The organism is Flavobacterium sp. CFS9 (genome assembly GCF_041154745.1).
In the GTDB taxonomy this organism is placed as follows: Bacteria; Bacteroidota; Bacteroidia; order Flavobacteriales; family Flavobacteriaceae; genus Flavobacterium.
The window spans coordinates 2,268,057-2,280,476 of record NZ_AP031573.1; the positions used below are offsets into that span (position 1 = coordinate 2,268,057).

Genomic DNA, 12,420 nt, shown 5'->3' on the forward strand with positions numbered 1-12,420 from the left:
ATAAAAAAATCCCGTCTTACTAAAGCAAAACAGGATTTATATTTCAAATCAATTTGAATAGTTTCTTACATATTCTTCAGGTTGATAACTTCCTGGTCAGTTAAAAAACGCCAGTTACCTCTCGGTAAATTCTTTTTAGTTAAACCTGCGAATGATACACGGTCAATACGTAATACGTCATAGTCAAAGTTTTCGAAAATAGCACGTACCACTTTTACATTCGAAGAACGTAATTTAAGACCTACTTCGCTTTTTGCTTCTTTCTCAATATAACTGATTTCTTCTACGAAAACACGGTGTCCGTCAAGAACTAAGCCTTTACTTATTTTTTCTAAATCCTCAAATTTCAAGTTTTTATCTAAAGAAACCTGGTAGATTTTAGATGATTTCTGATTTGGTAAAGTAAATTTACGAATCATGTCCGTATCGTTGGTAAATAACAATAAACCGGTTGTATTTTTGTCCATTCTTCCAATCGGAGCAATTTTTGCCGTTGTGGAACCGCGAACTAACTCTAAAACATTACGGTATTCCTGACCTTCGTCAAGAGCTGTAGTAAAGTTTTTAGGTTTGTTTAATAAGATGTATTCTTTCTTTTCAGGAGTCAAAGTAACACCATCGAAATTTACAACATCATTTAATTTTACTAAATAACCCATTTCAGTTACCGGAACCCCATTTACTTTAACATTTCCGGACTGAATGTATATATCGGCATCACGACGAGAACAAACCCCTGAATTTGAGATGTATTTGTTTAAACGAATTTCGTCTGAAGCTTTTTGTCTTTTTGGAGCCTGATTCTGTTTTTTAAATTTTTCTGCCTTTTGTTCTTCGGCAGCCTTCACAGCAGGTTTCACCTTTTTCGGCCCTTGAGCACGTTTCGCCATAGGAGGTTTTGGCTTGCTAGAGTTTGGTCTGGAGCTATTTGGTCTTGAACCGCCTCTTTTATTATTGCCTTCCTTATTGTTCATAAATTCTGTAATTTGTGCAAAGATAGTTTATTCTGGCTAAATAATCCTAAGTTCATTGTTCTTAGGAAAGAATTGTTTTATCGTGTAACTATTTAAGTGTTTATGGTTTATGGTTTGTTGTTTGATCGAATTACAATCTATATGCACAACTTTATAAATCAAAGATGAAACTTTGTCTGTGCAAAATTTCTACGAAATAGTTTTTAAATCTTCAGCAACAGTTTTTTTCCGTGCCATAAGACAGCCGGATTAATTAATACGATGCAAAATACTCCCGAAACAATCAGGAATTTTAAGACATTGTGTAATAGTAAAAACTGTTCCTTAGAGTTTGATTTCCATAAATAAATCAGGAAAAATAGCAGTACGCCAAAACAGACATAAAAGTAAATGTCCATATAACCCACATCATAAATGTTGATTAGAATATAAACCGGAATCACTGTCAGGATTGTTAAAACTGTAATGATTTGTTTGGAAATCGTTTCGTTGTAAAGTATCGGAATTGTTCTGTAATTGTTAGCTAAATCACCTTTTAGGTTTTCCAAATCTTTTATCATTTCCCGAATGAGTAATAATAGAAACAGGAAAACAGCGTGAGATGAGATAACCATAAAATGACTCATGTGATTCTCGATTTCTTCAAATGAGATTTTATTGTAGAAATACAGCAGAATAGCAAAGAAAGGAACTACTGCCAGGAAGGCTGCACAAAGATTACCAACAATAGGATATTTTTTTATTTTATGAGAGTAGAACCAAATGAGGAAAATGTATGCTGAAAAGAATAGAAAAGCACGCCAGGAAACAATTAACGCCATTAAGGCCGCAATGAAGTTGAGTGTGAAATAAACAGATAGTTTTGTTTTTTGACTGACTAATCTGTCCAGCATTGATTTGTTAGGCCTGTTGATTAAATCTTTTTGGCTGTCGTAGAAATTGTTGATAATATAACCTGAAGCAATAGTGATTGCGGAAGCAAAAACGATTAAAAATAAATTGAAATCCAATAAAATATCCAGTGCTCTTTTTTCCGGTGCCAGTATAAAAATAGAGGATAAGTATTGAGCTAAAACGATAATCGGGATGTTATAGCCTCTCACGACGGAGAACAAACTAACAATTTTCATTACTAAAAGTTTGTGCTGTCTGCTTAACATTTTTTGAGTTTGGTTTCGGATTTTAATTTCAGGCGTGTTTGATAGTAGTGCTTTTTGATGTGATTTAAAGATTATCTTTCAATATTGCTTTGGCATCAAATTTAGCAATTAATCCGGCAGTAAAAGAAATAAAGACAATGGCAACAACTTCTTCAAAAGCCAGTTCTAAAATTTTTACTTTAGAGAAATGGTTAATGATTGGGCTGGTGGTTCTTCGAACAATGCGAAACCCTTTTTCTAAAAGTATCTTTAATAAAATTAAAGGTACTAAAAATAGAATTTCTCCTGAAAAAGTCGCTTTGAGAATCTTTAAAATACTATTCATAGTTTAAACTTTTAAGATCTGTTTAAAGAAAGCGAGTTTTAAAAGGGCGGATTTAGAATTGATAAACGACTTCTAATTTATAATCTTTTAAAGATGCTTTGGCGCGTTCCAAATCTTCGGTAAAGCCCAGAATATAACCGCCTCCGCCTGAACCGCAAAGTTTCAGATAGTAGTCATTCGTGTCAATTCCGTTTTGCCAGATCCCATGAAATTGTTCCGGAATCATTGGTTTGAAGTTGTTTAAAACGACTTTTGATAGCTTTTTAGTATTAGTGAACAACGATTTCATGTCGCCGTGTAAAAAGTTTTCTACACAAGCATCGGTATATTTTACAAACTGATTTTTAAGCATGGTACGGAAACCTTTGTCTTTCAGGTTTTCCATGAAAATATTAACCATTGGAGCGGTTTCACCTACAATTCCTGAATCTAATAAAAAGACAGCCCCTTTTCCGTCAAAACTTTGAGTTGGAATTCCGGTTGCTTCAATGTTATCTTTCGAATTGATTAAAATAGGAATGCTTAAATAACTGTTTAAAGGATCTAAACCAGAGCTCTTTCCGTGGAAAAAACTTTCCATTTGAGCGAAAATATTCTTTAACTGTAATAGTTTTTCGCGAGTCAGATTTTCTAAAACGGTTATTTTATGAGTAGCATATTTATCGTAAATTGCAGCAACAAGCGCACCGCTGCTTCCTACTCCGTATCCTTGCGGAATACTGGAATCGAAATACATTCCGGTTTCTACATCATTTTTTAAAGCCGTCAAATCAAAAGCAACCAAATCCGGCTGTTCTGTTTGTAAAGCTTCAAGATAAGATGCAAAACGCTTTAAGCTTGCATTGGACGCCATTGCTTCTGCCGAAGGTTCTTCGGTTTTTTTCAAAGCACCGTTGTAAAAATTATAAGGAATAGAAAGTCCTTTAGAGTCGCGGATGATTCCGTATTCTCCAAAGAGTAATATTTTTGAGTAAAATAAGGGTCCTTTCATGATTATTTTATGTCTTTCTTTATTTTATTTGGGTCTTGTCTGGTGTCGAAAATAGTGTGAACCCTAATCTCATTAGCGCTATAGCTATATAATAAACTCGATTGTTTGGTTATAACACATTTTCGATATTTTTTATTTACGGATGATTTTGGGAAAATCTCAGGATTCATACTTACTATCGAAATTGCTTTTTCAAATTTAATAATAAACAACTTTTTCGATTTTTCCGACCATCTGGCTTCGATGAATTTTAAAATACCATCTAAATTTCGTTCAGCAGTTTTTGAAAAATTTACTTTAAGATTCACTATCTGTATTTTTTCATAACATCTTCAAAACTACTGAATTCACCTCGTTCAAACTCTAATTCACTTTGAGCTACGTTTGCTTTTTGTTCTTCTGTCAAATCATCCCACCAGTCTTTCTGCTCCTTCTTAAAGATTTTTCTAATTGATTTCAAGATAGATGGATCTTCTGTCTCTGCTAATAGTTTTATTAACTCAAGTTTTTCTAATTGAATGTCCATAATCAAAATTTTAATTAAAGATACGCAAAATTACAATGCAATTACACCATCTCCAATTTCGTCGCAAATGTACTGACCATTCTGACAAAATACAACTAATTCGTCCTGAATAAATTGTAGTACTTTATCGGTAACGTTTTCAGGATAGAGAACGTGAACATTTGCTCCGGCATCAAGTGTAAAGCAAACCGGAATCTGAGTCTCATTTCGGAACTTCCAGATGGCATTAATGATTTGCAAGGTGTTCGGTTTCATTAAAATATAGTAGGGCATAGAAGTCATCATCATAGCATGTAATGTCAATGCTTCACTTTCAACTATTTTTATAAATTCGTTCAGATTACCGCTTTCAAAAATGGTAATTAACTGATCCAGATTTTCATGCGCCTGAGCAAAACGTCTTTCGGCGTATGGATGATTGTGCATTAAATCATGCCCGACAGTACTGGAAACTTGTTTTTCACCTTTATCAACCAGCAAAATGGTATCCTGATAGTTCTTGAAATTTTCATGAACAGCATAAGGAAATTCAACACCATACAAATCCGAACTTCCTTCTATGTTTGCCTGATTTCCCCAAGCCACCAGATTTCCTTTTACACTTCTGCAGGCACTTCCGGAGCCTAAACGGGCTAAAAATGAGGCTTTCTGGTAAAAGTAATCTTCGGTCATTTCAGGATTTAGTAACCTCTCTAAACTCATAAAATTCATTGCCAAAGCCGCCATTCCTGAGGCCGACGAAGCAATTCCGGAACTGTGCGGAAAGGTATTCTGAGTATCGATCGTAAAATGATATTCTTTTAGGAAAGGCAGATAAACTTCAATTCGTTCTAAGAACTTTTGAATTTTTGGTTTGAAGTCTTCTTTTGGTTTTCCTTCAAAAAGTAAATCAAAGGAGAAATTACTTTCCTGAGAAGCTTCTCTCTTTGCAAAAGCAAGTTTAGTAATCGTTTTACAATTTTTAAGGGTAAAACTTACTGAAGGATTTGCCGGAATCTGATTGTCTTTTTTTCCCCAGTATTTTACTAACGCGATGTTGCTGGGTGCGCTCCATTCAAAATTTCCGTTTTCGATGGATGAAGTATAAGTATTAGGAATAAAATCAGCTGCTGTAAACATGAACTATAAAATTTTGGCAAAGATAGTTTTTAAAATATTGCGTCATATAAGTTATGTTGGAAAATGTAAGTCAAGTGCCAACTAATAACAAACTGAAGGGGAGTTATAGGATTTACGCCTTCTTTTTGATTATTTTTGGGAAAAAATCAAAGTAAAATGAACAAGTCAGTCAAAATTGCAATTGCATTAGTTATTTGTTTAATGGTAGGATATTCTGCAAGTGTAGTGACAAGACCAAGTGTTGAAACGTGGTATCCTACTCTTATAAAACCTCCTTTTAACCCGCCCAATTGGATTTTTATGCCTGTTTGGACATTGCTTTATATTTTGATGGCGGTTGCAGCGGGACTGGTTTGGGATAAAATAAAAGAGCAACAAGAGATGGTGAAAATGGCTTTAGGTTTCTTTATCATTCAGTTGACGCTAAATGCGATCTGGTCGTATTTGTTCTTTGAACTGAAGAACCCAATGCTCGCTCTAATTGAGATTGTACTTTTATGGCTGATGATTTATGAAACGTATTTGAAATTCATTAAGATCAATAAAATTGCCGGATATTTATTGATTCCGTATATGGTTTGGGTAGCGTTTGCTGCAGTTTTAAATGCCAGCATCTGGTGGCTGAATTGACAGGATAGTTTTCAGTTCTCAGTTTCCAGTTTTCAGTCTCAGAATGACTGTGACTGCAAACTGCGACTGTCTACTAATTAAATTGCGTTTGCCAAAATAAACCCGCTTGTCCAGGCATTCTGGAAATTAAATCCGCCAGTAATGGCATCAATATTTACAATTTCACCGGCAAAATAAAGATTTTGATGTAATTTACTCTCCATGGTTTTAAAATTAATTTCCTTTAAATCAATTCCTCCGGCAGTTACAAATTCTTCTTTAAAAGTGCTTTTTCCGTTAACCTGAAATTTTGCTTTGGTAAGTTGTAATGCTAAATTTTGCAGTTGAATTTTGGATAAATCTGCCCATTTTGTTTCCGCTTGAATTTCTGAAGCCAAAACTAAACTTTCCCACAAACGATTCGGAAAATCAAAAGGAGACTTTTTTGAAACAGCTTTTTTGGCATGTTCCTGTTTTAGATCTTTCAGAATTTTTTCGGCGTCTTCGGTATCAACATCATTCAGCCAATTGACAAAAATGGTAAACTGATAGTTTTTGTCGTGCAGGATTCTGGCACCCCAAGCGGAAAGTTTCAGAACAGCAGGACCGCTCATTCCCCAATGTGTGATTAACAAAGGTCCGGTCGACTCGAGTTTGGTGTCTTTTACAGTCACGGTAGTTTGTGCCGCAACTCCCGGTAATTCTTTGATTCTGGGATCTTTGATGTTGAAAGTGAATAACGAGGGAACGGGACTCACAATGGCATGTCCCTGTTGCTGCAGCATTTCCCAGATTTTAGGATTGCTTCCGGTGGCCATTACTAATTTTTCGGCAGCGAAATTTTCATTTTGAGTATCAATTTTCCAGCAATCTTCTTTTTTGAAAATCGATTGTACGCTTTGTCCGGTCAGTACTTTTATGCCCAGTTTTTCGGTTGCCTTTAAGAAGCAGTCGATAATGGTTTGTGAAGAATTAGAAACAGGAAACATTCTGCCATCTTCTTCGATTTTTAATTCAACACCATGTTTTTCGAACCATTCGATCGTGTCACCCGAGCAAAACTGATGAAAAGGGCCGCGAAGCTCTTTTTCGCCACGTGGATAAAATTTAACCAATTCATTCGGTTCAAAGCAGGCATGCGTTACGTTACATCTTCCTCCACCTGAAATGCGAACTTTAGAAAGTACTTCTTTTCCACGTTCTAAAATGACAATTTTTAGTTTAGGATTTTTCTCTGCAATATTGATCGCTGTGAAAAAACCAGCAGCACCTCCGCCAACGATAATTATGTCGAAATTTTGAGTCATATTTTTTAGGTTTGCCACGAATTACACGAATGGGCACTAATTTTTTAAGCCGCTTATTTCACCAATTAAAAGGATCCTTTAAATCTGTGGCTAAAATTTTGAATTTTATATCTTATCCGGAAAATCAGAAATGATACCGTCTACGTTATAGTTTTTTACTTTTTGAATGTCTTCTTCTTTATTAACGGTCCAGGGGAAAACCAGAAATCCTCTTTTCTTTATTTCACTAACATTTTCTGCATCCAGAAGTTGGTAATCAGGATGGATGGCTTTTGCTTTTATGGTTTCGGCGAAAGTGAAAGCGGTATTAAGATCTTCTTCGGTTAAAACGCCGATAGGAATATTAGGATTTAGATTTTGGACTTCTTTTAAGGCATTCCAGTCAAAGCTTGAAATAATAAAATGCTCATAATTCCAGCCTTTTTCTTTGATATAAGTTTCGATTAAAGCAACTACCTGTGAGGAAGTATCGGCATTTTTCAGTTCGACATTAATGAAACATCTTTTGTCAACCAGATCAAAAACTTCGTTTAAAGTTGGAATTTCATATTGCCCGCCAATCAAAAATGACTTTAGTTCAGCTAAGGAAAATTGAGTAATCTCGCCCTTTCCGTTGGTCATTTTGTCAATGGTTTCATCGTGCATTACAATGATATGCCCGTCAGCGCTTAAGTGAACATCAAGTTCGATTCCGTCAGCATTGAGATCTAACGCTTTCTGAAATGCTTTTAAAGTGTTCTCAGGTTCATAACCTTTTGCGCCTCTGTGTGCTATTTTTAGCATTTTGCAATGTTTTTTAACCGCAAAGGTCGCAAAAGTTTTGTGCAAAGCATAGCATGATGGAGAAAAATTAAATAGCCACGAATTCACGAATTTTTGTTTTTAAAGATTATCAAAAAAACAATTCGTGAATTCGTGGCGGAAAAATTTAAAAGGACCTCGTTTTTATTGCAATTCTAAAACCAAAGCTGATTTTGGCTCCAAAGTAATTTCAGAAGTTAAATCGAATGTTTTTCCTGTAATTACATCTTTACCGGTTTTAAAGGTTTTGATATTTTCCTTAAAGCGATTGGTTTTTACAACTTGTTCTTTTGCGTTATTATTAAAAACAACCATTACTGTTTTAGCATCTGTATATCTGAAATAAACATAGGTATTGTTCTCCGGAATATAGTGTGTCATTTTTCCGAAATGAACTGCTTCGTTTGATTTTCTCCAGTTGAATAGTTTAGAGGTAAAATCAAAATACTTTACCTGATCAGCAGTTCTGCCTTCCTTTGTGAAAGCATTGTTTTTATCACCAGCCCATCCACCTGGGAAATCCTGACGAATATCGGCATCGCCTTTGCTTTTATCTCCGCCCATACCAATTTCGGAACCGTAATACAGTTGAGGGATTCCGCGTACGGTTGCCAATAAAGTCATTGTTAGTTTGTATTTTGCTAAATCATATTTAAAATTATTATTGACACGATCTGTGTCATGATTTTCGGCAAAAACTAAAATATTATTGGTATTTGGATACAAATAGTCCATTGCAAAATTGTTGTAGAATTTAATCAATCCGTTATCCCAGCTTGGTTCATTTTCGTTGAAAGCCGAACTAATTTGGCTTTGAAGTGTAAAATCCATAACGCTTGGCAAATTTGAATTGTAATTCTCAATAGCACCAATTTTGCTGTCTTTTTGCCAATACGCTAAATTGGCCTGATTGTGCATCCAGATTTCCCCTACGATATTAAAATTTGGATATTCATTGGTGATGGCTTTCGCCCAGTTGGCCATTGCTGTAGGATCAGAATAGTTGTAAGTATCCACTCTGAATCCGTCGAGATTAGCAAATTCAATCCACCAGATTGCATTTTGAGTCAGATATCTGGATACTAAAGGATTTCTAAGATTTAAATCCGGCATTGAAGGTACGAACCAGCCGTCAATACAAACTTCCTGATCTAATTTTGAAGCGTGAATATCAGTGATTACTTCACGACGGTGGTGTGTCTGCGTAAAGTTTTCAAACTGATTGAACCATGTTTTGGTCGGAATATCTTTCATCATCCAATGCGTGATTCCCCAGTGATTAGTCACATAGTCCATAACCAGTTTCATGTTTTTTTTATGCATTTCTGCCGACAGACGAGCGTAGTCCTCATTAGTTCCGTAACGCGGATCGATTTTGTATACGTCCGATTGTCCGTAAGTGTGATAGGAGTGCTGTTTGTCGTTGTCTTCACATAGAGGAGTGCTCCAAATAGTGGTTGCACCAAGAGATGAAATATAATCCAGGTTTTTAATGATTCCTTCGATGTCTCCGCCGTGACGACCGCTTGGATCCTGGCGGTTCCCTTTTTCAGTTAAAGCGGCATTGCTGTCGTTCTTCGGATTGCCGTTAGCAAAACGATCCGGCATGATGAGGTACATTACATCCGAGGCATCATAGCTTTTTCGGTCTGCCGAATTGGCTCTTCTTTCTTTAAGTGTATATTTTTGAGTGAAAGCAACTTTGTTATTGTTTTTGAAAGAGAAAACCAACTCTGAAGTTTTTACATCTTTTGTATCGATGGTAACAAAAAGATAGTTTGGGTTTTCAGTTTTTTCTACACTTTTAATCACCACATTGTTGGAAACCGAAGCTTCATATTGCGAAATGTTTTTTCCGTAGAACATGATTTGCAGTTCCGGATTTTTCATTCCGGCATACCAGAAAGGAGGTTCCGTTTTTTGAATTTGCGCTTTCGCGGAAGCGGAAAATAGTAGAACGAATAGAACTAATTTATAGATAAGTGATGTTTTTTTGTTTTTCATAGTAATAAGGAATTATTCTCATTGTTAGTCTAGCGATTCTCGGTGTGACATTTCGAGTGATTTCCGGTGTCAGTTCGAGCGGAGTCGAGAACCTTTGCCACACATCTCGACTCCGCTCGATGTGACAGTTCGTTTGATGTGATAGTTCGAGTGATTTTCAGTATCAGTTCGAGCGATTCTCGGTGTGACATTTCGAGTGATTTCCGGTGTCAGTTCGAGCGGAGTCGAGAACCTTTGCCACACATCTCGACTCCGCTCGATGTGACAGTTCGTTTGATGTGATAGTTCGAGTGATTTTCAGTATCAGTTCGAGCGATTCTCGGTGTGACATTTCGAGTGATTTCCGGTGTCAGTTCGAGCGGAGTCGAGAACCTTTGTCACACATCTCAACTCCGTTCGATGTGACAGTTCGTTCGATGTAACGAAAAGAGGTTAATTTTTTAAAAAAAAGACAAGTAATTCTGGGGGAAATCACTTGTCTTTAAAAATTACTTCGTTTCGATAATGCTGATCGCATAACCGCCGCCAGGAGCAGACAACTGAGATAATTTTGATTTATTGGTCACCGCTATTTTTTTGATGGTGTAAGCTTGTGGATTGGTTTTGTAATGCGCATCTTTTGCATCAGCGTAGATGGTAGCCGTATATTTTTTGCCTTTTTCAAGGAAACTGAAATCAATGTTTGAGGTACGGGCAGTTTCTCCGTTTACGTTTCCAACGAACCAGTTGTTGGTTCCTTTTGCTTTACGGGCAACGGTAATAAAATCGCCTGGTTCTGCCTCAATGTATTTACTTTCAGACCAGTCTACGGCAACATCTTTAATGAATTGAAAAGCATCCGGAAAGCGGTTGTAGTTTTCAGGAGTATCAGCAGCCATTTGCAACGGGCTGTACATGGTTACATACAATGCTAATTGATTTGCCAGCGTACTGTTTACATGTGATTTGTTGTCCGGATTCATTTTACTGATATCCATTTCGAAGATTCCCGGAGTGTAATCCATTGGACCTCCAATTAAACGTGTGAATGGTAAAACCGTTACGTGGTTTGGTTTAGAACCTCCAAAAGCCTGGTATTCTGTTCCTCTCGCTGCTTCGTTTCCAATTAAGTTCGGATACGTTCTGCAAATTCCGGTTGGACGAACAGCTTCGTGAGCGTTCACCATAATTTTATAATCTGCTGCTTTTTCAATAGCGTATTGATAGTGGTTTACAATCCACTGATCGTAATGATTTTCACCGCGAGGTAAAATGTCACCAACATAACCGCTCTTTACAGCATCATATCCGTTGTCTTTCATGAACTGGTACGCTTTGTCGATATGGCGCTCGTAGTTGCGAACAGAACCTGAAGTTTCATGGTGCATGATGATTTTTACTCCTTTAGATTTTGCATATTCGTGTAAACCCTTCACGTCAAAATCCGGGTAAGGCGTTACGAAATCAAAAACATAATCTTTAGAATGTCCAAACCAGTCTTCCCAGCCTTCGTTCCATCCTTCAACCAAAACAGCATCGAAGCCATTTGCAGCGGCAAAATCAATATATTTTTTAACGTTAGCATTATTCGCTCCATGTGTTCCGTTTGGTTTTGCTTTGGAGAAATCAGAAACACCCAATTGTACAGTTGGAAAATCATTGGTGTAAGACCAGGAACTTTTTCCTGTGATCATTTCCCACCAAACCCCAATATATTTTACAGGTTTAATCCATGAAGTATCATCAATTTTTGACGGATCGTTTAAGTTTAAAGTCATTTTTGAGGCCAGGATCTCTCTCGCATCATCGCTTACCATAATTGTTCTCCAAGGCGAATGACTTGGGGCTTGCATGTATCCTTTATCACCTTTTGCATCCGGAGTTAACCAAGACTCAAAAATCATGTTTTTATCATCTAAATTCAGGTGCATGCAAGAATAGTTGATCAAAGCTGCTTCGTGTAAGTTGATGTAAATTCCATCAGCCGTTTTCAGCATTAAAGAAGTCTGAACTCCTGTTGGAGAAAAAGATTTCTGAGATACGTTAGCAGTATATGCTTTTTGAGATAAACCTCTGATTTCAGATAATTTCGATTTGGTGTAATCGTATTCCTGAGTGTCGTAATCTCCCGGAATCCAGAATGCCGTGTGGTCGCCCGCCATTGCAAATTGTGTTCTCTCTTCTTTGATTACAAAATAGGTAAGATTCTTTTGGGCTGGAAATTCATATCGGAATCCTAATCCGTCATCAAACAAGCGGAAACGAATTACGATTTGACGGTCAGTTCCTTTTTGGTTTAAAGTTACAGCCAGTTCATTGTAGTGGTTTCTGATTTGATCTACTTCTCCCCAAACCGGTTTCCAGTTTTCGTCAAGAGTGCTCGTTTTGGTGTCAACAACAGTAAAATCATTCAGTAAAGATTTTTTATCATCTTTAAGTTCAAGACCTAATTTACTGGTTTTTACAACTTCTTTGTTTTTGTATTTCAGATTGTAAACCGGAGTTCCGTCGTTTTGAAGCGAAAACTCCATTACGAACTTTCCTTCGGGTGATTTTAATTGTTGTGCTTTTGCTATGGAGCTGAAAGCAAACAGGATTAAACTTGCGAAAAATAAGTTTTTCATG

12 protein-coding genes are annotated in these 12,420 nt (G+C 36.5%); 1 reads left to right on the forward strand and 11 read right to left on the reverse strand.

What is annotated here, in order from left to right; genetic code table 11:
• Positions 1 to 65: 65 nt before the first annotated feature.
• The 7 genes from ACAM30_RS09970 to ACAM30_RS10000 all read right to left on the reverse strand — a co-directional run bounded on the left by ACAM30_RS09970 (position 66) and on the right by ACAM30_RS10000 (position 5,095).
• The gene (locus ACAM30_RS09970) at positions 66 to 974 is read right to left on the reverse strand and encodes a pseudouridine synthase (protein ID WP_369618354.1); all 909 of its coding nucleotides are present in this window, start codon (positions 972 to 974) and stop codon (positions 66 to 68) included.
• Positions 975 to 1,177: 203 nt separating this feature from the next.
• Positions 1,178 to 2,134 (reverse strand): geranylgeranylglycerol-phosphate geranylgeranyltransferase, encoded by a 957-nt coding sequence (locus ACAM30_RS09975; RefSeq protein ID WP_369618355.1) that lies wholly within the window; start codon positions 2,132 to 2,134, stop codon positions 1,178 to 1,180.
• Positions 2,135 to 2,198: 64 nt separating this feature from the next.
• Positions 2,199 to 2,459 (reverse strand): hypothetical protein, encoded by a 261-nt coding sequence (locus ACAM30_RS09980; RefSeq protein ID WP_369618356.1) that lies wholly within the window; start codon positions 2,457 to 2,459, stop codon positions 2,199 to 2,201.
• Between the two features lie 52 nt (positions 2,460 to 2,511).
• A complete protein-coding gene (locus ACAM30_RS09985; protein WP_369618357.1) occupies positions 2,512 to 3,450 on the reverse strand; it encodes a mevalonate kinase in 939 nt (312 codons plus the stop codon).
• A 2-nt stretch (positions 3,451 to 3,452) separates the two neighbouring features.
• A complete protein-coding gene (locus ACAM30_RS09990) occupies positions 3,453 to 3,758 on the reverse strand; it encodes a type II toxin-antitoxin system RelE/ParE family toxin (protein WP_369618358.1) in 306 nt (101 codons plus the stop codon).
• On the reverse strand, positions 3,758 to 3,976 hold the full coding sequence (locus tag ACAM30_RS09995; protein ID WP_089076799.1) for a hypothetical protein: 219 nt from the start codon (positions 3,974 to 3,976) through the stop codon (positions 3,758 to 3,760). The genes ACAM30_RS09990 and ACAM30_RS09995 overlap by 1 nt, the downstream gene beginning before the upstream one ends.
• A 30-nt stretch (positions 3,977 to 4,006) precedes the next feature.
• Positions 4,007 to 5,095 carry a diphosphomevalonate/mevalonate 3,5-bisphosphate decarboxylase family protein gene (locus ACAM30_RS10000; RefSeq protein WP_369618359.1) on the reverse strand — a complete coding sequence of 363 codons (1,089 nt, stop codon included), beginning with the start codon at positions 5,093 to 5,095 and terminating at the stop codon, positions 4,007 to 4,009.
• A 156-nt stretch (positions 5,096 to 5,251) separates the two neighbouring features.
• On the opposite strand from ACAM30_RS10000, the gene ACAM30_RS10005 reads away from it, so the two are divergent.
• Positions 5,252 to 5,725 carry a TspO/MBR family protein gene (locus tag ACAM30_RS10005; protein ID WP_369618360.1) on the forward strand — a complete coding sequence of 158 codons (474 nt, stop codon included), beginning with the start codon at positions 5,252 to 5,254 and terminating at the stop codon, positions 5,723 to 5,725.
• Positions 5,726 to 5,802: 77 nt separating this feature from the next.
• On the opposite strand, the gene ACAM30_RS10010 is transcribed toward ACAM30_RS10005, so the two are convergent.
• The 4 genes from ACAM30_RS10010 to ACAM30_RS10025 all read right to left on the reverse strand — a co-directional run bounded on the left by ACAM30_RS10010 (position 5,803) and on the right by ACAM30_RS10025 (position 12,419).
• The gene (locus ACAM30_RS10010; protein WP_369618361.1) at positions 5,803 to 7,011 is read right to left on the reverse strand and encodes an NAD(P)/FAD-dependent oxidoreductase; all 1,209 of its coding nucleotides are present in this window, start codon (positions 7,009 to 7,011) and stop codon (positions 5,803 to 5,805) included.
• A gap of 105 nt (positions 7,012 to 7,116) precedes the next feature.
• A complete protein-coding gene (locus ACAM30_RS10015; protein WP_369618362.1) occupies positions 7,117 to 7,794 on the reverse strand; it encodes a glycerophosphodiester phosphodiesterase in 678 nt (225 codons plus the stop codon).
• 162 nt (positions 7,795 to 7,956) lie between these two features.
• A complete protein-coding gene (locus ACAM30_RS10020) occupies positions 7,957 to 9,816 on the reverse strand; it encodes a glycoside hydrolase family 13 protein (RefSeq protein ID WP_369618363.1) in 1,860 nt (619 codons plus the stop codon).
• A gap of 488 nt (positions 9,817 to 10,304) precedes the next feature.
• A complete protein-coding gene (locus ACAM30_RS10025; RefSeq protein WP_369618364.1) occupies positions 10,305 to 12,419 on the reverse strand; it encodes a glycoside hydrolase family 97 protein in 2,115 nt (704 codons plus the stop codon).
• Position 12,420: the final 1 nt, after the last annotated feature.